Source organism: Bradyrhizobium sp. sBnM-33, assembly GCF_032917945.1.
Classification (GTDB): Bacteria; Pseudomonadota; Alphaproteobacteria; order Rhizobiales; family Xanthobacteraceae; genus Bradyrhizobium.
In genome coordinates, this window is sequence record NZ_CP136624.1 from 1 (window position 1) to 22646 (window position 22646).

The window sequence follows — 22646 nt, forward strand, 5'->3', positions numbered from 1 at the left end:
ATGACAAATACGGAACAGGATCGCTGGTCGCGCGTGAAGGGGCGGTTGCGGACGAGTGTTGGCGAGGACGTCTATACGAGCTGGTTTGCGCGCATGGACCTCGAAGCCGTGCAGGACGAAAGCGTCCACCTGTCGGTCCCAACCCGGTTCCTCAAGAGCTGGATCCAGGCGCATTACGCCGACCGTGTCCTGACCTGCTGGCAGGCCGAGATGCCGGAAGTACACCGGATCGACCTCACCGTGCGCACGGCGATGCGATCCGCCGCGCCCGCCAAGGAACCGACGGCGCCTACCGATCAACGCCGTATCGAGCACGCCAATGGCCGGCCCGCGCCCGAATTGCGCGCGACCGCCACTGCGCCGGTGTCCGCCAGCCATGATGCGCTCGGCGGCTCGCCGCTCGACCCGCGCCTGACCTTTGCAAGTTTTGTAATCGGTCGCTCGAATACCCTCGCCCATGCGGCGGCGCGCCAGGTTGCAGAAGGCCGCCGCGGCGATCCCGTGATGTTCAACCCGCTCTACATTCACGCTGGCGTTGGGCTCGGCAAAACCCATCTGCTGCAGGCCGTGACGTGGGCCGGCAATTCGGGGAACGAGCGCAAGGTGCTCTATCTCACCGCTGAAAAATTCATGTACGGCTTTGTCGCTGCGCTGAAGACGCAGACGGCGCTGGCGTTCAAGGAGGCGCTGCGCGGCATCGACGTGCTCGTGATAGACGACCTGCAGTTCCTGCAGGGCAAGTCGACCCAGGCCGAGTTCTGCCACACGCTGAACGCGCTGATCGATGCCGGACGTCAGGTGGTGATCGCTGCCGACCGCCCGCCGTCCGATCTCGAGAGCCTCGACGACCGCGTTCGCTCGCGGCTGGCTGGCGGGCTTGTTGTCGAGATGGGCTCGCTTGGCGAAGAGCTGCGGCTCGGCATCCTGAAATCGCGCGTCGCGGCTGCGCGCGCGCATCATGCGAGCTTCGATGTGCCGGAGGCAGTGCTGGATTATCTGGCGCGCACCATCACCCATAACGGCCGCGACCTCGAAGGCGCCATCAATCGCCTGCTCGCCCATTCCAAGCTCAACGCCCAGCCGGTGACGCTGGAAATGGCCGAGCGCGAGGTGCGCGACCTGATCCGTCCGCAGGAGCCGAAGCGGATCAAGATCGAGGACATCCAGCGGGTTGTCGCCCGGCAATACAATGTCAGCCGTTCGGATCTCTTGTCGTCGCGGCGGACCGCGAACGTGGTTCGTCCGCGCCAGGTCGCGATGTATCTGGCAAAGACGCTGACACTGCGCTCGTTGCCCGAGATCGGTCGCCGGTTCGGCGGACGCGACCACACCACGGTGCTGCACGCCGTGCGCAAGATAGAGGCACTGGTGGCCCGGGATATCGCGCTGTCCGAAGAGGTCGAGTCTCTGAAGCGGCAATTGCAGGAATAGCAGCGGCAGGAACAGGATCTGGCTCCTCCCCAGCCTCTCCCGCCCTGATCCAGGGCGGGAGAATTTTTTTCTGCTGCCCTTTTCGCCGTAAAAGTGGGAAACGGCGGCCTGCCTCCCTTGCACCGGCGCCCCATCCGCGCCACCTTGCGGTCCCCCCGGGGGTTTGATCAAATCCGATCCTGATCCGGCTTTTCGGGTTTCCAATGCCGCGGCGCTGCCTTGACGGGCCGCCCGGCTTTTCCATCTCTGGCGGATATTGCAATGAAGGTCACCGTCGAACGCGCGCAACTGCTGAAATCGCTGGGTCACGTCCATCGCGTGGTCGAGCGCCGCAACACCATCCCGATCCTCGGCAATGTGCTGGTCCGCGCCGAAAACGCCAGGCTGTCGCTGAAGGCGACCGACCTCGATCTCGAGGTGACCGAAACGCTGCCGGCGGAGACCGGAACCGCCGGCTCCACCACTGTGCCGGCGCATATGTTCTACGACATCGTCCGGAAGCTGCCCGATGGTGCGCAGATCGTGCTGGAAGCCGACGGCGACCGCTCGGTGATGGCTATCCGCGCCGGCCGCTCGCGCTTCACGCTGCAGACCCTGCCTGAAAGCGACTTCCCCGACCTCGCCGCCGGCGACATGACGCACTCGTTCTCGCTTGCGGCTGCCGACGTCAAGCGCCTGATCGACCGTACGCAGTTTGCGATCTCGACCGAAGAGACCCGCTATTACCTCAACGGCATCTACCTGCACACGGCCGGCAGCGCCAAGGCCACGACCTTGCGCGGGGTGGCGACCGACGGTCATCGCCTGGCGCAGATCGATCTCGCGCTGCCCTCCGGCGCCACCGGCATGCCCGGCGTGATCGTGCCGCGCAAGACAGTGGGCGAGGTGCTGCGGCTGATCGAGGACAATGAAGCCGAAGTCAAAATCGAACTGTCGCAGGGCAAGATCCGCTTCACGCTCGGCAATGTCGTGCTGACCTCAAAGCTGATCGATGGAACCTTCCCGGATTATGGCCGCGTCATTCCGCAGAACAACGACAAGGAACTGATCGTCGACAAGAAGGATTTCGAGGCGGCAGTAGACCGCGTCTCGACCATTTCCAGCGAGCGCGGCCGTGCCGTAAAGCTGGCGTTGTCCGCCGGGAAGCTCGTTCTGTCGGTGACCAATCCGGATTCCGGCAGCGCCACCGAAGAGCTCGAAGTCGAATACGCCTCCGACGCGCTCGATATCGGCTTCAACTCGCGCTACCTGCTCGACATCGCCGCCCAGATCGAAGGCGAAGTCGCCGTGCTCCGCCTCGCCGACCCCGGCTCGCCGACCCTGGTGCAGGACAAGGACAACAAGGGCGCGCTCTACGTGCTGATGCCGATGCGCGTGTGACTGCTTCGTCCAAAACGAACGCGGACCTCCTCCCCTCTCCCCTTGTGGGAGAGGGTGGCGCCGAACGAAGTTCGGCGACGGGTGAGGGGTTCGCGCCGCATACACCAAATCATAGGCCGGTTGCCAAGCGCATCCGCAGCTTCGCCAAGAAGCAGCTTCGCCAAGAAGATGCGTCACGAGCCCACCGATGCGGAATTGGCGATGTGGCGACTGCTTCGCGACCGACGCCTCGCGCGTTTCAAATTTCGACGGCAAGTTCCGTTTCGAAATTTTATTCTCGATTTTGTCTGCTTCGAGAAGCGGCTGATCATTGAAATCGATGGAGGTCAGCACGCATCATCGACACGCGACGAAGCGAGGGAAGCGGTGATGATCGCCGAAGGATTTCGAATTGCGCGGTACTGGAACAATGACGTGCTGCAACAACCCTTTGCCGTGCTGGAGGACATTTTCGTAAAACTCGCCGAGCGGTAAGAACCCCTCACCCGTCGCCTCACTTCGTGAGGCGCCACCCTCTCCCACAAGGGGAGAGGGGAAGAAAGGCCGACGATTTATTCGCCATGACCCCTTCCCGCATCCATCGCCTTTCGCTGACGCACTTCCGCAACTACCGCGCGGCGAGCGTGCAGGTGCGCGGCGATATGGTGGTGCTGGTAGGGCCGAACGGCGCCGGCAAGACCAATTGCCTCGAGGCGATCTCGTTTCTCTCGCCGGGACGCGGCTTGCGGCGCGCGACGCTGGAGGATGTTGCCGACAATCAGGGCGACGGCTCCTGGGCGGTGTCTGCCGAGGTCGAGGGCGCGCTGGGGCTGGCCACGCTTGGCACCGGCATCAATGCGCCGGCTGCGGAGGGCGCCTCCACCACCCGACGGTGCCGGATCGACCGCGAACCGGTGAGCTCGGCAACCGCGTTCGGCGATCATTTGCGCATGGTGTGGCTGACGCCGGCGATGGACGGCCTGTTCCTTGGCGCAGCTTCCGAGCGGCGGCGCTTCTTCGACCGCCTGGTGCTGGCGATCGACAGTGAGCATTCCAGCCGCGTTTCCGCGCTGGATCGCTCGCTGCGTTCGCGCAACCGCCTGCTCGAAGTGCGCAATTATGACGACCATTGGTGTGACGCGATCGAGCGCGAAACTGCCGAATTGGCAGTTGCGGTTGCCGCAACGCGCGGCCAGACGGTGACGAGACTGGCGGCGATGCTGCGTGAACGTGGCGCGGCTTCGGCCTTTCCGTCCGCGCAGATCATGCTCGACGGCTGGATGGAGAATGCGCTGGTCAATGAATCCGCCACCGCCGTGGAGGATCGCTACCGCGAGATCCTGCGCGCCAGCCGCGCCCGCGACGCCGCGGCCGGCCGCACGCTGGACGGCCCCCATCTCACGGATTTGCAGGTGATCTACGCACCAAAAAACATGCCGGCCCGCGACGCCTCCACCGGTGAGCAGAAGGCGCTGCTGATCGGGCTGGTGCTGGCCCATGCCACGCTGGTTGCCGAGATGACTGGGATCGTGCCGCTGCTGCTGCTCGACGAAGTCGTCGCCCATCTTGATCCCGTCAGGCGCAAGGCGCTGTTCGATGAACTCGCAAAGCTCGGCGCGCAGGTCTGGATGACCGGCGCTGATCCGGCCCCATTCGGTGACATCGGCGCTGGCGGCGAGATTTTCGATGTGGAGTCCGGCCGGGTGAGCCGTCGCGGCTGACCTCGAACAGATCCGGTTTGAACCTGATCCTGCGCTGGCAGTATGCGCTGAAAATCGCCGGCGGACAGGCGCGCAACAACCAGATCGAGGGCCTTCGAGGCCCAAAAAGCGGGCCCTCGCGGGCGCAGAGTCAGCCCCCGAATCGCGCTTTTCGGGGCCTCCAGAATCGGGCGTTGGAGACCTTGAAAAAGAGTAAAAAACCACCATTTATTCAACGACTTGCATACAGAGAGATTGCGCTAGGCGCGGTGCCTGTTTCATGGCACAAATAGATCAATCAGCGCCTCATATTGCGCAGCTGATTCGGGACATCCTCGAAGGCTTCACATGACAGAACCTGCCCGGCAGACCCCTGCCGAAACTGAGCATCCCATTCCCGTCGAATATGGTGCGGAATCGATCCGGGTGCTGAAGGGCCTTGATGCCGTGCGCAAGCGGCCGGGCATGTATATCGGCGATACCGATGATGGTTCCGGCCTGCACCACATGGTCTACGAGGTCGTCGACAACGCGATCGACGAGGCGCTCGCGGGCCACGCCACGCGCGTCGAAGTGATCCTGAACGCGGACAATTCCGTTACCGTGCGCGACGACGGCCGCGGCATTCCCGTCGACATCCACAAGGGCGAAGGCATTTCCGCCGCCGAGGTCATCATGACCCAGCTGCACGCCGGCGGTAAGTTCGACCAGAATTCCTACAAGGTTTCCGGCGGCCTGCACGGCGTCGGCGTCTCCGTCGTCAACGCGCTGTCGAGCTCGCTGAAGCTCAGGGTGTGGCGCGACGACAAGGAGCATTTCGTCGAGTTCGCCCATGGCGACTCGCTGGCGCCTTTGAAGGTGATCGGCGAGGCCAAGGGCAAGCGCGGCACCGAGGTAACCTTCCTCGCCTCGGGCGAGACCTTCAAGAACATCGAGTATGATTTCGCGACGCTGGAGCACCGGCTGCGCGAGCTCGCCTTTCTCAATTCCGGCGTTCACATCATCCTCTCCGACATGCGTCACGCGGTCGAGAAGCGCGAGGAGATGTATTACAGCGGCGGCGTCGAGGAGTTCGTCAAATATCTCGACCGCAACAAGAAGGCGATCGTCCCCGCCCCGATCATGGTGCGGTCGGAATCCAACGGCATCGGCGTCGAGGCGGCGCTGTGGTGGAACGACAGTTACCATGAGAACGTGCTGTGCTTCACCAACAACATCCCGCAGCGTGACGGTGGCACACATCTCGCCGGTTTCCGCGGCGCACTGACCCGCCAGGTCAACGGCTATGCCGACGCTAACGCGAAGAAGGAGAAGATCGCGCTCACCGGCGACGATTGTCGCGAAGGCCTCACCGCCGTGCTGTCGGTGAAGGTGCCGGACCCGAAATTTTCGTCGCAGACCAAGGACAAGCTGGTGTCCTCGGAAGTGCGCCCGGTGGTCGAGAACATCATCAACGAGGCGCTGGCGGCGTGGTTCGAGGAGCACCCGGCTGAGGCCAAGGTCATCGTCGGCAAAGTGATCCAGGCGGCGGCCGCGCGCGAAGCCGCCCGCAAGGCGCGCGAACTGACGCGCAAGAGCCCGCTCAGCGTTTCCTCGCTGCCCGGCAAGCTCGCCGACTGCCAGGAGAAGGATCCGGCCAAGTCCGAACTGTTCATCGTCGAGGGCGACTCGGCAGGCGGCAGCGCCAAGCAGGGCCGCAACCGCGAATTCCAGGCGGTGCTGCCGCTACGCGGCAAGATCCTCAATGTCGAGCGCGTCCGCACCGACAAGATGCTGTCGTCAGAGCAGATCGGCACCCTGATCACCGCGCTCGGCACCGGCATCAGCGACGATTTCTCCGTCGACAAGCTGCGCTACCACAAGATCATCGTGATGACGGACGCCGACGTCGACGGCGCCCATATCCGCACGCTGCTCTTGACCTTCTTCTACCGGCAGATGCGCGAATTGATCGACCGCGGCCACCTCTATATCGCGCAGCCACCGCTCTACAAGGTGACGCGCGGCAAGTCCGAACAGTACCTGAAAGACGAGCGCGCGCTGGAAGATTACCTGATTGCGACCGGCCTCGATGACTGCGTGTTCAAGCCGGCGTCGGGTTCGGAACGCGGCGGCCGCGACCTGCTGTCGCTGGTCGAGGACGCGCGCGTCATCCGCGGCATCCTGAACAATTTGCACAGCCGCTATAACCGCAAGGTGGTCGAGCAGGCCGCGATCGCGGGCGTGCTCAATCCGAGGATCACCGGCGACATCGCCACCGCCAATGCCGCCGCCGACTACATAGCCAGGCGTCTCGATGCGCTGGCCGACGAGGTCGAGCGCGGCTGGACCGGCCGCTTCACCGAAGGCGAGGGCTTCTTCTTCGAGCGCACCATCCGCGGCGTCAAGGATGTCGCCATCATCGACGACGCCCTGCTCGGCTCCGCCGACGCCCGCAAGCTCGACGACTATGCCGTGAGACTTCAGGAGGCCTATCCGAACCCGACCGGGGTGTTGCGCCGTAAGGATACGGAAACTGCCGTCTATGGACCGGTCAGCCTGTTCGAGGCGATAACCGACGCCGGCCGCAAGGGCGTGGCGTTGCAGCGTTACAAAGGCCTCGGCGAGATGAACCCCGATCAGCTCTGGCACACCACGCTCGATACCAACGGGCGTTCGCTGCTGCAGGTGAAGATCAAGGAGGTCGACGAGGCCGACGACATCTTCACCAAGCTGATGGGTGACGTGGTCGAGCCGCGCCGCGAATTCATCCAGGATAATTCGCTCAGCGCCAATGTCGACGTGTGAGGCAGGACGCACCCGTGCCTCCCATTCAGTACATCGTTGAAGGCGGCCACCGGCTTTCGGGAACGATCGAGCCGTCCGGCAACAAGAATTCTGCGCTGCCGATCATCGCCGCCGCTCTGCTCACCGAGCATCCGGTCACGCTGGACAACGTGCCGCGCATCCGCGACACCGAGACGCTGGTCGAACTGATCCGCTCGGTTGGCGCTTCCGCCGAATGGGAGGGGCGCAATCGGCTTGCGATCCATGCCAAGGAGGTCCGCGCCGCCGATCTCGATCCTGAACTGTGCGCGCGGATCCGCGCCTCGATCCTGCTGGCGGGACCGCTATTGGCCCGCTGCGGCGAGGTAGCGTTGCCGCCGCCCGGCGGCGACGTCATCGGACGCCGTCGTCTCGATACGCATTTCCTCGCCTTCGAGCAGTTAGGCGCCACCGTCACGGCCACCCACCGGCTGGAATTCCGCGCCGCCAGCCTGAAGGGCGCCGACGTCTTTCTCGACGAGCCGAGCGTCACCGCCACCGAAAACGCGTTGGTCGCAGCGGTTGCCGCCCACGGCACCACCTATTTGCGCAACGCGGCCTCCGAGCCGCACGTGCAGGACCTGGCGCATTTCCTGGTCGCGCTCGGCGCCAAGATCGAGGGCATCGGCACCAACACCATCATCGTGCACGGCCCGGCGACGCTTGGCGGCGCAAGCTATTCGATCCAGCCCGACCATATCGAAGTCGGCTCGCTGATTGGGCTCGCCGCGGTGACGCGCTCGCCGCTGCGCATCGCCAAGGCCGGCGTCGAGCATCTGCGCTCCATCCGGATGGGATTTGAACGGCTCGGCATCGTCTGCGGCGTCGAGGGCGACGATCTCGTGGTGCCCTCAGGGCAGACCATGAAGATCCACGACGATTTCGGTGGTCATGTACCGAAGCTCGAGGATCAGCCGTGGCCGGCCTTTCCGGCCGACCTGATGTCGATTGCGATCGTGACCGCGACGCAATGCGACGGCGTGATCCTGATGTTCGAAAAAATGTTCGAGTCGCGAATGTTCTTCGTCGACAAGCTGATCTCGATGGGCGCCCGCATTGTACTGTGCGACCCGCATCGCGCGATCGTGGCCGGCCCGAGCCGGCTGCGCGGCGCACCGATGACTTCGCCCGACATCCGCGCCGGCATGGCGATGCTGCTGGCGGCGGTCGCTGCCGAAGGCACCTCAACGATCAACAACGCCGACCAGATCGAGCGCGGCTATGAGCGCATCGAGGAGCGGCTCAACGCGCTGGGCGCGCGAATCACCCGAGTTCCGGCACGCGACGGCCACTAGGCTGCGGACGCCGGCGTCACTTTTTCGTCCTTCGCCGGTATTAGTCTGTTGCAATGACCTCGCTCGAAAAAATCGAACGCGCATCGATCGCGCCGCCGGCTTCTGCGGCCGTGTCCGGCCGTCATCTCGCGATTGAGCTTGCCGAGACGCTAAAACTCGCGGTGCCGCTCGCACTGACCCAGCTCGGACAGATCGCGATGATGACGACCGATCTGGCGTTCATCGGTCGGCTCGGCAGCGAAACGGTAGCTGCGGCAGCCCTCGCCCACACGGTGTTCTTCGTCACCTTCACTTTCGGCATGGGCCTGGTATCGGCGGTCGCGCCGCTAGCGGCGCAGGCTTTCGGTGCTCGCGATCCGCGGATGGTACGGCGCGCGCTGCGCGTCGGCTTATGGGCGGCGCTGTTGATCGCGCTGCCGCTGATGGCACTGCCATTCCGCGGTGAGGCGATCCTGATTGCACTTGGCCAGGCGCCGACCGCCGCCGGGCCCGCGCAGCAATACCTGTTCGGCCTTGCCTGGGGCATCCTGCCGGCGCTGTGGTTTATCGGGATCCGCGGCTTCATGAGCGCGGTGAACCGGCCCGAGCCGGTGCTGTGGATCACGCTGGCCGCGATCCCGGCGAATGCGTTGCTGGTCTATCTGCTGCTCTATGGGAAATGGGGCCTGCCTGAACTCGGGCTGTTCGGCGCGGGCCTTGCGACCAGCATGGTCAATCTCGGCACGTTTCTCGCCGGACTGTGGTTCACCGCGCTGCGCCAGCCGTTTCGAAAGTACCACGTGCTCGGTAACATCTGGCGTATCGACTGGCCGTTGATGGCGAAGCTCGTGATCGTCGGCGCGCCGATCTCGATGGCGTTTCTGCTGGAATACGGGTTGTTCGGCGCTGCCGGCCTGCTGATGGGTCTGATCAGCACCACAGCACTCGCAGCGCACCAGATTGCCTTACAAATCGCAGCCATCCTGTTCATGGTACCGTTCGGAATCAGTATGGCAGCGACGGTCCGGGTCGGTCATGCGGTCGGGCGCCGCGACAGCAACGCCGTCAGGCGCGCAGGCTACGTGGCGATACTGCTCGGCGCGGCGTTCATGGCCACGATGACACTCGCCGTGATCCTTGGACGGTTCCTGATTGCCGAGATATTCCTCGGCGAAGCCGTCGACGCGACGGCGACGCTGACGGCAACGCTGCTGCTGATCGGTTCCACTTTCTTTGTCGCGGACGGTATCCAAACCATCGCCGCCGGTGCGCTGCGCGGAATGAATGACACGCGCGTGCCGCTGCTATTTGCCACCTTCAGCTACTGGCTGATCGGCTTTACTTTTGCCTGCGCACTCGGGTTCTGGACATCGCTTGGCGCCAGCGGAGTCTGGATCGGATTGTCGATCGGTACCGTTGTCTTCGCCAGTCTGCTCGTCTTGCGATTCCGGCTGCTGGCGAGCAGACTGGTGTCTCCATGAACGTCCGCGAAATCACGCCTGCCGTCGATGCCGATGCGCTGCTGGCCGGCGCTCAGTTCGCAGACGCCTTCTGTATTGAAATCAGCGACCGCGATCTCGACCCCCGCCGTGCAGCAGATCGGATGATGGCGCGTCAGCCCCGATGGGCCGAGGCGCTGTTATCGCTGCGCAATTTTTTGGTCGCGCCACTCGGGCTGAAGACGTCGGGTGACGATCCGAGCGCACCCCGCGACATGGTCGGAATCTTTCCGGTCGTCAGCGAAACGCCGGATCGCCTGATCGCCGGCTTCAACGATCGTCATCTCGACTTTCGCGTGGTGGTGGACGTAACGCCTCCCGGCGCCGTCAGGCAGGTCACCGCGACGACGCTGGTCAAGACGCACAACTGGCTCGGCCGGACTTATCTCGCGATCATCATGCCGTTTCACCGGCTGATCGTGCCCGCCCTGCTGCGCCAGGTTGCTGCCTGAGGCCGGCATCACCACCCATCGATTAACGCTTGGCTCCAGCGAGCGCCAATTGCGTCTTCCGCCCGGAGCGCTCCAAGCATGCGTTTTGCGAAGGCCATCATGCGCCGCGCTACGGAATCTGCACACCGCGCCTGTGCTAGACGACACCAGGCATCGCTGATGCCCGCGACGGGAGGCGGCTTGAAAGGTCAAGTCGGCCCGCCTACCCTGCCCGGCAAAACGAGGAAACACGATGGCCCACGAAACCGCAACGCTCGCTGCCTATGTCGCCGACCTGAAATTTGCAGACATTCCGCCAGAGGTGCTGGAGCGCGCCAAGGTGCTGACGCTCGATTTCCTCGGTAGTGCGATCCGGGCGCGGCGCGATGCGGAATCCACGCCCTCGCTGCTCAGGATGTTGGAAGCGCTGGCGCTGGACGGCAAGGGCGAGGCGACCGTGTTCGGCGATTCGAAGACCTGGACGCCCGCAGTGGCCGCGCTGCTCAACGGCGCGCTCGGCCATTCGCTTGATTTCGATGACACGCATGCCGACTCCTCGCTGCATCCGAGCGCGCCCGTGGTGCCGGCGGCGTTTGCGGTCGGCGAAATGGTCGGCGCATCCGGGCGCGACGTACTGACCGCGATCGTGGCCGGCTATGAAGTGTGCTGCCGGCTCGGCAACGCGCTCGATCCGACCTCGCATTATGCGCGCGGCTTTCATCCGACCGCGACGGCGGGAACCTATGGTGCTGCGGCCGCGGCGGGGAAGTTGTTCGGCCTCTCGAAGGACCAGATCATCTCGGCCTTCGGCGTTTCCGGCAGCCAGGCCGCGGGCTCGCTGCAGTTCCTCGTCAACGGTGCCTGGAACAAGCGCTACCAGGTCGGCGCCGCCGCGATGAACGGCGTGATTGCCGCGACGCTGGCGCGCAACAATTTTATCGGATCGACCGAGTCGGTCGAGGGCAAGCACGGCCTCCTCGTGGGCTACAGCGACGATGCTCATCCAGACAAGGCTGTCGCAGGCCTCGGCAAGACCTACGAGACGCTCAAGATTGGCGTGAAGCCTTACCCGAGCTGCCGCTACACCCATGCCGCGCTGGATGCGCTGATCGCGATGCGCCGGGAACACAATCTGACGCCGGATCAGATCAAGCGCGTCGAGATCGGTCTTCATCGCAACGGCATCACGCTGACCGGCGATGCCGCCACCAAGCGCCATCCGACCTCGATCGTCGGCGGACAGTTCTCGATGTTCTTCACCGGCGCGCTGGCGCTCGACCAGGGCCGTTTCGGCTGGGACGATTACGCCCGGCTCGGTGATGCCGCCGTCAATGCGCTCGCCGACAAGTTCGACGTGGTGCAGGACGATCGACTGGAGATCGGCCGCACCCACCCCTTCGGCGCGCGCGTCTCGATCACCACCGACAATGGCGTGCATGAGCGGCTCTATGCCGACCCCTCCGGCGAGCCGGATACGTTTCCCGACGCGCAGGCGATGCAGCAAAAATTTCTCACGCTCGCCCGCCCCGTGCTGAACGGCCGCGCCGATCAGCTCGCCGATGCGATCCTGTCGCTCGAGAGATTCGATCGCGTTGAGAAAGCCACGCAGTTAGGACGGCAGTAGCTGCCAGCCTCAGTACGTAGCCCGGATGGAGCGAAGCGCAATCCGGGATCAGACCATCCGTTGGCAGTCCCCGGATTTCGCTTCGCTCCATCCGGGCTACGCGTCTAGCTTCAACATCGGCGGTGTACCCCTCTCCTCTTGTGGGAGAGGGTGGATCAATCGTGCGAAGCACGATTGAGACGGGTGAGGGGTTCTCTCCGCGAGTGAACCTCTCGCATTAGCATTCGTGGAGAGAACCCCTCATCCGGCGCTGCGCGCCACCTTCTCCCACAAGAGGAGAAGGAAGATTTGACGTAGGTCATTCAATTCGCGCCCGCCAGCTTTCCCTTGCTGTCGGTTGCCCCGACCACGTCGCGCACGAGCTCGAACACGCCGTCGGCTTCGGGCGGCCAGTTCGGCGAGCGCCCGAACCGGACGATCACCAGCCGTTCAGAGGGCACGCCGATCACATATTGCCCGAGCGTGCCCTTGGCGAAGATGGCATCGCGTGGCCAGCCGCGCTCGGTGCGGTAGGTAGCGCCAAAACTGTCGCCGTGATTGGTCCAGAAGCCGGCGCCCTGGCCGATCCACGCGTTCGGCGTCGGCGTCGCCGCATATTTCGCCCAGCCTTCGGGGAGGATGCGTTTTCCGCCCGTCATGCCGTCATTGAGATAGAGCCGACCGAAGCGCGCCCAGTCGCGCGCACTCGCCAGCAACTGGCTCGATCCTTCCGCATTGCCCGAGGCGTCGAATTCGAGCGTCACATTGCGCATGCCGAGCGGCTCGAACAGTTCCTGCCGTGCGAAGGCAATCATATGAGCCGCGCTGCCGCCGGTGGCCTGGCGGATCAGATGCGCGAGGATCACGGTGTTGCCGTCATGGTAGTTCCACGCCGCGCCCGGCACCGACTCCGCCGGCATGCTCACAGCATACGCGGCCATGTCAGGCTCCATGAACTTCATGCGATTGACCGGCTCGAGCGCAGACGCCAGCGAGGCCTGCAGCGAACTGCCAAGCTTTAGTCCCGCGGTGTGCCGGAGCAGATGATCGAGCGTGATGGCGCGCCTTGGATCGCCGGGCTGATGCCACGCCGCGATCGGCACCGGTTCATGCAGCCTCAGCGCACCCTTGCGCACGAGGATGCCGGCCAGCGCCGAGACGACCGATTTGGTGGCGGAGAATCCGAGCAGCGGCGTGTCGACGCCGATGCCCTCGGCATAGCGTTCGGCAATGATGCGCCCGTCCTTCAGGATCACCACGGCGCGCGTGTTGCGCGGCGTCGATCTGTCCGGCTCGGCGAAGGCGCGGTCGAGTGCCACTGCGAGTTGCGGCGTCTGCGGTTCGACAATGGCGCGGCCGGCGATGTCAGGCAGCAATGCCGGCCTGGCCTCCGACTGCGGCAACACAATCGCCGTCACGGCACCACCAAGATCGAGATAACAGCCGAGCCCATCGCCGCGATAGACGGCATAGCTGCGGCCGAAGCCGAACAGCGTCACCGTGACGCCCTTGCGCGCGCGATCGACGCGATAGTCGAGCAACCATGCGATCAGGCCGGCGCCCGGCATCGCGGACGTGGTCTCGGCAAACACCCGCGCCGGGTCGAGGCCAGAGACGAAGGTCTCGGTGCAGAGCACGCCGGCGACGAAGCCGGTCGCGACCTTCGGCACGTCGCGGGCGCGGGCGGCCGAGAGCGCGAGCGCGCTGAGCGCCGTGGTGGCGGCGAGGATGAGGATGAGATTTCGTCTGGTCACGGAGCCTCCGGCATGACGCATCAGCGCGTGCCGGGGATGTTCACGAAGCGGCTTGTGGCCGCTCGCCGGATTTGGAATGCGCGCTGGTCGAATGCTCAACGCGCCTCGCCGATTCCAAAATTAGACAGCAACAGCAAGATGATACAAGCTAGGCCGCGATCGCCTTGAGCCGGCGGTATTCGGTCGGCGTGACGCCGGTGATAGCCTTGAAGGCGCGGTTGAAGGGCCCAAGCGATTGGAAGCCGGCATCCATCGCGATGGTAATCACGGGGACTTCGGCCTGGCTCGGATCGGCCAGCGCGGCCTTGGCTTCGGCGATCCGGTGCTCGTTGAGGAACACATTGAAGTTGCGGTAGCCGAGCCGCTGGTTGATCAGCCGCCGCAGCCGGTATTCGGGAATGGCGAGTTTGGCTGCGAGCGTGCCGATGGTGATGTTGTCGTGGCGATAGATGCGCTCGTCGGCCATCAGCCGCATCAGTGCATCGATGAGTTTTTGATCGGCGGCGCTGGCTTCGACGGCGGCTGCCGCCTCGATTGGGTCGGTCCGGACGACTGCTGCGGCCGGGAATAGATCGGCGCCATCGAAACGCATCAACGCAATCGCGATTGCCGCGACCACGGCGGCGAGCAGCGCCGAATTCAGCGTGTTGGCAATCTCCGCGGCACCGCTGCCAGAGAGCGATATCTGCAGCACCGCATTCAGCCCGCCGTACAGTGCCGCCGCGCTGACAATGAAGACGCGGATGCGGCGCCGGCCCTCGACCAGATCAGCCGGCCAGGACGCGATGGTCTGCACGACGGCCAGCACGATGAAGCCGAGCGCGAGCAGATTGACCGCAATGATGTAAAGCCGCACGCCGGATGCGGGCGCCAGCCACATGCAATTGACGAAACTGAAAGCCGCGATCGCTGCCCAGGTCAACGCGTGCCACCAGCGCAGTTTGAACGTCTCCTCGAACAGCGCGCGCGTAAACAGCCAAAACACCACGGCATTGCCGGTCGACAGCGCGATCACGGGCGCAAGCGCCGGAGGCACCTTCGATGTCACACCGATCGAAGAGATCACGGCATGCGCAGCCGACCCCACTGCAAATGCCGCCGCGAGCCGTCCGGCAAGCACCGCTCCGAAACCGCGAAACAGTGATGCTGCCAAGACCAAGAGCAGCGCCACGGTGGCGCCGCGCAAGGCGATCTCGAAGGTGGAAAGCAGCATCGGATGGTCCGTTCGCGCGGATCATCCGCGACGCAAACAATCTAGTATGAATCGTACTGTGGTTCAATTTCTGCCGATCAGCCCCTCCAGCGATCGCGCGACGTCACCCAGCGCTCATTGGTCTTGCCGGATAGATCAACTTCGCCATCCCTCCTCGCCCCCAACCGACGCGCGACCGCTTGCGACGGTGCGTTAGAGAAGTCGATGCAATGGATGATCTCGCCGATTTCGAAGGTCGCGAACACCCAGTCGATCGACGCCCGTGCCGCTTCCACTGCATAACCTTGCCGCGGTATTGGCGGTCGATGCCCCAGCCGACCTCAAAGCCCGGCCAGCCCGGCGGGCACCACGGCCCGACGCGGCCGATATAGCGGCGGCTAGATTTTTCCTCGACGGCGAACATGCCGAAGCCGTGCAGCGCCCAATGCCCTGAGATCACGGCAGCGTTGCGCCATCCGCCGATCTCGGTGGTGATCGCCTTGCCGTCGGGCGTGATGAAGCGCGCGGTGTCGGGATCGGACGGCATCGCCGTATTCGCGGCAATGTCATCGCTGCGCCATGGCCGCAGGACCAGGCGCGCGGTCTCGATGATGGGACCGTCGACCTTCAGCAATTTTGCGTCGGGTTTGAGCGGAGGGATCATTGGTTTCCAGCCTCCATTCTTCTGCAATTGTTATCTGCATGGTTGCTTACCGCCGTCATTGCGAGGAGCGCAAGCGACGAAAGCAATCCATACTTGCTTCGTTGCGAGATGGATTGCTTCGCTTCGCTCGCAATGACGGGGAGAGGTCATCGCCCGTGGTCCATCGCGCAATTCCTGCTATAATCGCCGCAAACCCGAAGGAGTCCACATGAGCTGGCAACCGTCCAACGATCCCGTGCTCGGCGATCCCAAGACCTGCGACGCGCTCGACCTCATCATCGTGCCGCGCACCCGCGATCTCGGCGACGGGTTTGCGGTGCGGCGCGCGCTGCCGCATGGCAAGCGGCAGATGGTCGGGCCGTTCATCTTCTTCGATCATTTCGGCCCCGTTCAGTTTATGGCGGGCCGTGGCATGGACGTGCGGCCGCATCCGCATATCGGGCTTGCCACCGTCACCTATCTGTTCGACGGCTCGATCATGCACCGCGACAGCGAGGGCAACATCCAGGAGATCCAGCCCGGCGCCATGAATCTGATGACGGCCGGGCGCGGCATTGCGCATTCCGAGCGCACGCCCGACGTGCAGCGCCGCGACGGCCAGAAGATGCTCGGCCTGCAAAGCTGGATCGCACTGCCGGCGGGCTCTGAAGAAATCGCGCCGTCGTTCCAGCACTACGCGGCCGAAGCCCTCCCGACCGTGAAGGAGAGCGGATTTACTGCGCGCATTATCGCAGGCCACGGCTTTGGCGTGACATCGCCGGTCAGCATGGTCTCGCCGTGGTTCTACGCTGAAGTGACGGCGCAGGCCGGGACCAGCGTGCCGCTCGACCCTGACCATGAAGAGCGCGCGATCTACCTCGTCGACGGCGAGGTCGAGATCGCGAATGAACGCTACGAAGGACCGCGGCTCCTGATCTTTCGGCCCGGCGACCGCATCACGGTGAAGGCGGTCACGCCGGTGCGGATGATGTTTCTCGGCGGCGACGCGCTGGAAGGCCCGCGGCATATCTGGTGGAATTTCGTTTCCTCCAGCAAGGAGCGGATCGAGCAGGCCAAACAGGACTGGAAAACCGGCCGGTTTGCCGCCGTTCCGCAGGAACATGAGTTCATTCCGCTGCCGGAGTGAGCTATTGCTCCGCTTTCTCATTTGCTGCCACGCTCTTGCACGAGGCCGCCTGTTCGAAAGCCTGACCAGATGAACGCAATGCTCGCCAGCGATTTGCCCCTGCCCCGGATCGGCCGCGGCAAGGTGCGCGATATCTACGCCGTCGGCAGCGACTGCGTGCTGCTGCTCACCACCGACCGCATCAGCGCCTTTGACGTGGTGATGGCGGAAACCATCCCGATGAAGGGCGCGGTGCTGACGCAGATCAGCGCGTGGTGGTTCCGCCAGCTCGAAGGCGTGGTGCCGCATCACATGATAAGCGCCGACGCCGACGAGATCATCCGCAAGGTGCCCGCGTTGAAGAATCATCGTGCCGACATTTTGGGCCGCGCGATGCTGTGCCGGCGCACCACCGTGTTTCCGGTCGAATGCGTGATCCGCGGCTATATCTCCGGCTCCGCCTGGAAGGAGTATGCGGCCTCCGGCACGCTTGCGGGCGAGGATCTGGCGGAAGGGCTGCTCGAAAGCGGAAAGCTCGAGCCGCCGATCTTCAGCCCGGCAACCAAGGCCGAGACCGGCCATGACGAGAACATCACGGTCGCGCGCATGCGCGAGATCGTCGGGAGCGACGTTGCCGAAAAGCTCGAGCGGATGGCGCGCACGGTCTATAATTTCGGCGAGCGCATCGCCCGTCACCATGGCATCATCATCGCCGACACCAAGTTCGAGTTCGGCCGCGCAGCCGACGACCGCATCATCCTGATCGACGAGGTGATGACGCCGGACAGTTCGCGATTCTGGTCCGCCGACGTCTACAAGCCCGGCCGGCCGCAGCCCTCCTTCGACAAGCAACCGCTGCGCGACTATCTCGACGCCGAGCGCCGCGCCGGCCGCTGGAACGGCGACGCCCCGCCGCCGCCGCTGCCGGACAGCGTGGTGGAGGAGACCAGCACGCGCTATCTCGAAGCGTACCGGCGCGTGACGGGGGAAGAGTTGACGCTATAACCCGTCATTGCGAGCCACCCGGTCGGCGCGAAGCGCCGCCGGATGACAGGCTCCGTGAAGCAATCCACGTCTCTGCTCGGGGATAGATGGATTGCTTCGTCGCTGTCGCTCCTCGCAATGACGCGCGGATACGGGATTGCCCGTAAGACCCATCTGGTGCGAAGCTCGTTCCCTGAAGAATTCAGAGGGAACGCCCCATGACCGAAGTCGACTCCGTGCTCGTCGAACGCGACGGTCCCGTGACCATCGTTTCCATCAACCGTCCGCATTGCCGCAACGCCGTCGACGGTGCGACCGCGCGAAAACTCTACGATGCGTTTCTTGCTTTCGATGCCGACGAGAGCGCGTCGGTTGCGGTGTTCACCGGCACCGGCGGCTATTTCTGCGCCGGCGCCGATCTGAAGGCGGTGGCGGCGGGCGATCCGAACAAGAAGCGCGAGCTCGGCGGCCATGATTCGATCGCGCCGATGGGACCGAGCCGGCTGCGGCTGTCGAAGCCCGTGATAGCCGCGGTCGAAGGCTTTGCGGTGGCCGGCGGCATGGAGCTGGCGCTATGGGCGGACATGCGCGTCGTCGCGGAAGACGCGACCTTCGGCATCTTCTGCCGCCGCTTCGGCGTGCCATTGATTGATCTCGGCACCATCCGGCTGCCGCGGCTGATCGGCCATTCGCAGGCGATCGACCTGATTCTCACCGGACGGCCGGTCGGCGCGGAGGAAGCGCTGCGAATGGGCTTGGCCAATCGCGTCGTCGGCCGCGGCGAGGCGGCCGCACAGGCGATTGCGCTGGCGCGGGAGATCGCGCGCTTCCCGCAAAAATGCCTGCGCGCCGATCGGCTGTCGGCGCTGCGGCAATGGGATCTTTCGGAGGAAGAAGCGATCGCCAACGAAATGCGCGGCGGGCTTGAAGTGATCGCCTCGGGCGAAACGCTGTCGGGCGCAACGCGTTTCGCCTCCGGCGTCGGCCGGCATGGCGCGTTCGGTGGCGCGGTGGGAACCGACTGACGCCGCGCAGCCATGTGCCTCCACGAGAGCCCAGTTGTCATAAAATTGTTGTTGTCGTCCCAGGCCGCCCTCGTCTACGACTAACGTGCTGAATTTTGGGGCTTTTTTTGCGTGATTAATCAATCAATTTATTTCGGCCCGCGGGCAAGGCGGGCCGTCAATGATGTTCTTGGCGGGAGCGCGGCGAGCATCCTCGGCATTACATTCGGTCTGTCCTATGCGTTGCTGATCTTCGCGGGGCCGCTGTCGCCTTATTTGTCCTACGGTATCGCGGCAACCTTCATCAGCTCGGCCGTGATTGCGGCCACCATCGCGCTTGGCAGCTCCCTGTCATTTGCGGTCGCCGGCCCCGACAGCTCCACCGCGGCAGTGACTGGAATCCTGGCCGCATCGCTGGTCGAGCGCATCATCGCAGCCGATCCGTCGGCGCCGCTGCTCACGCCTGTTCTGATCACGGTCGGCCTCTCGACCATCGTCACCGGCATGGCGCTGTGCGGCCTCGGCCTGACCCGGATGGGCCGCGCCATCCGCTACGTGCCCTATCCTGTCATCGGCGGTTTCCTGGGCGCGACCGGGCTTCTGATCATGTTGGGTGCGATCCGCGTTATTACCGATCGTCCGGTACAATTCAGCTCGCTACCTCAGTTCGCCAATATCGTCACGATATCGGAACTGGCCGCAGCCTGCGCGATGGCGCTGGTGCTGTATTTGACCTGGCACCGTTCGCGCGGCCCGTTCGGCTTGCCGATCATCCTGATCGGCGGCGTGATCGCGGCGCATCTGGCCTTCTGGATCATCGGCATCTCGCCGGAACAGGCCCGCGCGACCGGCTGGACCTTCGGGCCTCCGCCGCCCTCGGCGTTCATGCTGCCTTGGCACGCGGACGCGCTTGCCCAGTATCCCTGGACCGCGGTGCCGGACCTGCTCGGCAATCTGATTGCAGTGGTCTTCGTTACGGCGGCCAGCACGCTGTTCAACACCACCGGCATCGAGCTCGCGGCGCATCGCGAAGCCAATCTGGAACGCGAACTCAACGTCACCGGCTTTGGCAATATCCTGGCCGGGGCGCTGGCCGGCTATACCGGCTGCGTCTCGGTAAGCCGCACCATCCTGAATTTCAGCAGCGGCGGCAGGGGCCGGCTGTCCGGCCTGACGGCCGCGGCCGTCTCGCTGCTGATGCTGGCGATTGCGCCCGAGCTGCTCGGCTACATGCCGAAATTCGTGCTTGGCGGGCTCTTGCTCTATCTGGGCGCGGACCAACTGCACAAATGGATTATCGAGTCGCGCAAGCGCCTGACCAGGACCGAATACGCGTCGCTGCTGGTGATCATCGTTATCATCGTCCAGTGGGGCTTCGTGCCGGGCATTCTGATCGGGATCATTATCGGCTGTGCGACCTTTGCTTTCAGCGCGGCACGGATCGAGGCGATCAAGTTCAGCTTTGACGGATCGGAATATCGCAGCTCGCTGGATCGTTCGCGCGACGACCAGGAAGTGCTACTGGCCCATGGCGGCAAGATCCAGGGGCTGAACCTGCAGAGCTACCTGTTCTTCGGTTCCGCCAACCGGCTCTATCAGCATGTCAAGGCGCTGCTGCAAGAACAGCCGGAGTGCCGCTATCTACTGTTCGACTTCAAGCTCGTCACTGGCATCGATTCGTCGGCAGCGTACAGTTTTGCCCAGATCAAACGCAGCGCGCATGATCTCGGCGTCCATCTGGTGCTGGTGCATCTGTCCGCTAGCACAGCGAAGGTGCTGCGCTTGAGCGACTTCATCACCGATGGCGTCACCACGATCGACGAACTCGACCATGCGCTGGAATGGTGCGAGAACGAGATCATCATGCAGCATCAGGGACTCGCGCAGGAAGCGGCCAATCTGCGCGACTGGTTCACCAAGATATTCGACAGCGAGGACGACGCGGATGAGCTTATCCGCCGCTGCCAGCGCATAGAGGTCGACACCGCCGAGATCATCGTGCGCGCCGGCGATGCCGCCGATTCCATGCATTTCATCCTCGACGGACGCGTCGGCATCATGGTGCCGGCAGATGACGGCCGTATCACGCGGGTGCGCGGCCTCGGCCGCTACACCACGATCGGCGAGATGGGCCTCGTCTCGCACGCGCCGCGCAGCGCGACGATCCAGGCCGAGATCGCCAGCGTGCTGTACGTGCTGAACAAGCACCAGTTCGAGGCGATCAAGGCCGACGCCCCCGAGCTCGGCCAGAAGCTGTTGACCTATTTCGTCTCGGTCATGGCGGAGCGGCTTTCCTTCGCCAATCGCACGATCGCGGTGTTGCGAAGGTAGCAAGCCCGGGACTACACCCCTGCCATCATCACATATTTGATCTCGACATATTCTTCCATGCCGTGATGCGAGCCTTCGCGCCCCAAGCCTGACTCCTTGACGCCGCCGAACGGCGCCACTTCCGTGGTGATCAGGCCGGTGTTGACGCCGACCATGCCTGACTCCAGCGCTTCGGCGACGCGCCAGACGCGGCCGAGATCGCGGGAATAGAAGTAAGAGGCGAGGCCGAACGGCGAGGCGTTGCACATCGCGATCACGTCGGCTTCGTCCTTGAAGCGGAACACCGGCGCCAAAGGCCCAAACGTTTCTTCATGCGCCACCAGCGCATCCGGCTTCACATTCGAGAGCACCGTCGGCTCGAAAAAGCTGCCGCCGAGCGCATGGCGCTTTCCGCCGGTGACGATCTTCGCGCCGCCCTTCACGGCATTCTCAATGTGCTTCTCGACCTTGAGCACCGCGTCCATGTTGATCAGCGGGCCCTGTGTCACGCCCTGTTCAGTGCCGTCGCCGATCTTCATCGCCGCGACTTTCTTGGACAGCTTTTCGACGAACGCGTCGTAGATCTTGTCCTGGGCGTAGATGCGGTTGGCGCAGACGCAGGTCTGGCCCATGTTACGGTATTTCGAGATCATCGCGCCCTCGACGGCGGCATCGATATCGGCATCATCGAACACCACGAACGGCGCGTTGCCGCCCAGTTCGAGGCCGAGCTTCTTCACACCCACGGAAGCCTGCTGATAGAGGATCTTTCCGACTTCGGTCGACCCGGTGAAACCAATGAAGCGCACCGCCGGATGCTCGCACAGCACCTTGCCGATTGCGGACGAATTGCCGGTGAGGATGTTGAACACGCCCTTCGGCACGCCAGCCTTCTCGGCGAGCGCGACCAGCGCCAGCGCGGTCAGCGGCGTTTCATTGGCGGGCTTGAGCACCACGGTGCAGCCCGCGGCCAGCGCCGGCGAGACTTTTCGCGTGATCATCGAGCACGGGAAATTCCACGGCGTGATGGCGCCGCAGACGCCGATCGGCTGCTTGATCGCCAAGAGCCGCGCATCCGGCCGCTGGGTCGGGATGGTCTCGCCGTAGACGCGGCGGGCTTCCTCGGCGAAAAATTCGACATAGGCGCCGCCGATATCGACTTCGCCGAGCGCTTCCGCCAGCGGCTTGCCTTGTTCCGACGTGAGGATCAGCGCGAGATCCTCGCGGTTCGCCGCGATCAGATCGAACCATTTGCGCAAGATGTTTGAGCGCTGTTTGGCGGTGAGCTTGGCCCAGGCGGGGAATGCACGCTCGGCGGCTTCGACGGCTTGGGTTGCTTCGGCCGTGCTGAACGCCGGGACTTTTGCAAGCTCCACGCCATTGACCGGATTGGTGACCGGGCGCGACGGCGTGCCGACCCAGGCGCCGTCGATGTAACAGCGGTCACGCAGCAGCGAGGGATCTTTCAGGCGGTCATGCAGCGAGGACTGGGAGGATTGGGCGCGAGCGGCGACGGGCGGGTTCATGGCGT

15 protein-coding genes and 2 pseudogenes are annotated in these 22646 nt (G+C 64.2%); 13 read left to right on the forward strand and 4 right to left on the reverse strand.

All coding sequences use genetic code 11. The features are described 5' to 3' along the window. Positions 1–7 precede the first annotated feature (7 nt). The 9 genes and pseudogenes from dnaA to RX328_RS00045 all read left to right on the forward strand — a co-directional run. Positions 8–1428: pseudogene (gene dnaA, locus RX328_RS00005) on the forward strand (chromosomal replication initiator protein DnaA); the annotation flags it as partial. A 264-nt stretch (positions 1429–1692) separates the two neighbouring features. Then, a complete protein-coding gene (dnaN, locus tag RX328_RS00010; RefSeq protein WP_213252806.1) occupies positions 1693–2811 on the forward strand; it encodes a DNA polymerase III subunit beta in 1119 nt (372 codons plus the stop codon). 201 nt (positions 2812–3012) lie between these two features. Then, positions 3013–3285, forward strand: a complete 273-nt coding sequence (locus tag RX328_RS00015) for an endonuclease domain-containing protein (RefSeq protein WP_410733925.1) — start codon at positions 3013–3015, stop codon at positions 3283–3285. An 86-nt stretch (positions 3286–3371) separates the two neighbouring features. Next, the gene (recF, locus tag RX328_RS00020; protein ID WP_213252804.1) at positions 3372–4511 is read left to right on the forward strand and encodes a DNA replication/repair protein RecF; all 1140 of its coding nucleotides are present in this window, start codon (positions 3372–3374) and stop codon (positions 4509–4511) included. A gap of 327 nt (positions 4512–4838) precedes the next feature. Then, complete coding sequence (gyrB, locus tag RX328_RS00025) at positions 4839–7277, forward strand: DNA topoisomerase (ATP-hydrolyzing) subunit B (protein ID WP_213252803.1); 2439 nt, start codon at positions 4839–4841, stop codon at positions 7275–7277. A gap of 14 nt (positions 7278–7291) precedes the next feature. Further along, positions 7292–8590 (forward strand): UDP-N-acetylglucosamine 1-carboxyvinyltransferase, encoded by a 1299-nt coding sequence (gene murA / locus RX328_RS00030; protein WP_213252802.1) that lies wholly within the window; start codon positions 7292–7294, stop codon positions 8588–8590. A 53-nt stretch (positions 8591–8643) separates the two neighbouring features. Continuing rightward, a complete protein-coding gene (locus RX328_RS00035) occupies positions 8644–10050 on the forward strand; it encodes an MATE family efflux transporter (protein WP_213252801.1) in 1407 nt (468 codons plus the stop codon). Beyond that, positions 10047–10520: a DUF2867 domain-containing protein gene (locus RX328_RS00040; RefSeq protein WP_213252800.1), complete on the forward strand. Its 474-nt coding sequence runs from the start codon at positions 10047–10049 to the stop codon at positions 10518–10520. Before RX328_RS00035 ends, RX328_RS00040 begins: the two co-directional genes overlap by 4 nt. A 232-nt stretch (positions 10521–10752) precedes the next feature. Then, positions 10753–12123 carry an MmgE/PrpD family protein gene (locus RX328_RS00045; RefSeq protein WP_213252799.1) on the forward strand — a complete coding sequence of 457 codons (1371 nt, stop codon included), beginning with the start codon at positions 10753–10755 and terminating at the stop codon, positions 12121–12123. Between the two features lie 302 nt (positions 12124–12425). Here RX328_RS00045 and RX328_RS00050 read toward each other — a convergent pair whose 3' ends face one another. The 3 genes and pseudogenes from RX328_RS00050 to RX328_RS43215 form a co-directional block, all read right to left on the reverse strand. Then, positions 12426–13856 carry a serine hydrolase domain-containing protein gene (locus tag RX328_RS00050; protein WP_213252798.1) on the reverse strand — a complete coding sequence of 477 codons (1431 nt, stop codon included), beginning with the start codon at positions 13854–13856 and terminating at the stop codon, positions 12426–12428. A gap of 148 nt (positions 13857–14004) precedes the next feature. Then, on the reverse strand, positions 14005–15069 hold the full coding sequence (locus tag RX328_RS00055; protein WP_213252797.1) for a helix-turn-helix domain-containing protein: 1065 nt from the start codon (positions 15067–15069) through the stop codon (positions 14005–14007). Positions 15070–15146: 77 nt separating this feature from the next. Next, positions 15147–15712, reverse strand: a pseudogene (locus tag RX328_RS43215) (GNAT family N-acetyltransferase). A gap of 208 nt (positions 15713–15920) precedes the next feature. On the opposite strand from RX328_RS43215, the gene RX328_RS00070 reads away from it, so the two are divergent. The 4 genes from RX328_RS00070 (at position 15921) to RX328_RS00085 (ending at position 21136) form a co-directional block, all read left to right on the forward strand. Then, on the forward strand, positions 15921–16838 hold the full coding sequence (locus RX328_RS00070; protein ID WP_213252796.1) for a pirin family protein: 918 nt from the start codon (positions 15921–15923) through the stop codon (positions 16836–16838). A 69-nt stretch (positions 16839–16907) separates the two neighbouring features. Then, complete coding sequence (locus tag RX328_RS00075; protein ID WP_213252795.1) at positions 16908–17822, forward strand: phosphoribosylaminoimidazolesuccinocarboxamide synthase; 915 nt, start codon at positions 16908–16910, stop codon at positions 17820–17822. A 197-nt stretch (positions 17823–18019) separates the two neighbouring features. Then, positions 18020–18826 (forward strand): crotonase/enoyl-CoA hydratase family protein, encoded by an 807-nt coding sequence (locus RX328_RS00080; protein ID WP_213252794.1) that lies wholly within the window; start codon positions 18020–18022, stop codon positions 18824–18826. A 111-nt stretch (positions 18827–18937) separates the two neighbouring features. Continuing rightward, positions 18938–21136, forward strand: coding sequence for an SLC26A/SulP transporter family protein (locus RX328_RS00085; protein WP_409410834.1), 2199 nt, complete (start codon positions 18938–18940; stop codon positions 21134–21136). Positions 21137–21147: 11 nt separating this feature from the next. On the opposite strand, the gene RX328_RS00090 is transcribed toward RX328_RS00085, so the two are convergent. Continuing rightward, positions 21148–22641, reverse strand: a complete 1494-nt coding sequence (locus tag RX328_RS00090) for an NAD-dependent succinate-semialdehyde dehydrogenase (protein ID WP_213252793.1) — start codon at positions 22639–22641, stop codon at positions 21148–21150. Between the last annotated feature and the right edge of the window lie 5 nt (positions 22642–22646).